The 426-nt window shown below is 72.3% G+C and carries 1 pseudogene; it reads left to right on the forward strand.

Annotated features, from left to right (window positions below):
- Positions 1 to 426 (forward strand): annotated as a pseudogene (locus tag F8279_RS30105) (glycoside hydrolase family 27 protein); the annotation flags it as partial.

A 426-nucleotide genomic window follows, 5' to 3' on the forward strand; every position in this document is an offset into this window, starting at 1 on the left:
CAGCGGGCTCGCCCCGACGCCCTACCAGGGCTGGAACACCTACTTCGGTCTCGGTGGCGACCCCACCGAGGCCGAAGTGCGGTCGGTCACCGACTACATGGTCCACAGTGGCCTGCGGGACGCCGGCTACACCTACGTCTGGATCGACGGCAACTGGGCGGCGCCCACCCCGCGCAATGCGGCCGGTCAGCTCGTCGCCGACCCGGCCCGCTTTCCCGGCGGAATGGCCGCGCTGGCCGCGTACATCCACAGCAAGGGGATGAAGGCCGGCATCTACACCGACGCCGGCCCGTACCTGCCGGGGCAGTGTGGGCTCGGCAGCAACGGCCACTACCGGGCGGACATCGCCCAGTTCGCCGGCTGGGGCTTCGACGCGCTGAAGGCCGACTGGCTCTGCGGGCGGGCCGCCGGCCTCGACCCCGAGAC

Source organism: Micromonospora sp. AMSO1212t (assembly GCF_008868145.1).
Taxonomy (GTDB): Bacteria; Actinomycetota; Actinomycetes; order Mycobacteriales; family Micromonosporaceae; genus Micromonospora; species Micromonospora tulbaghiae.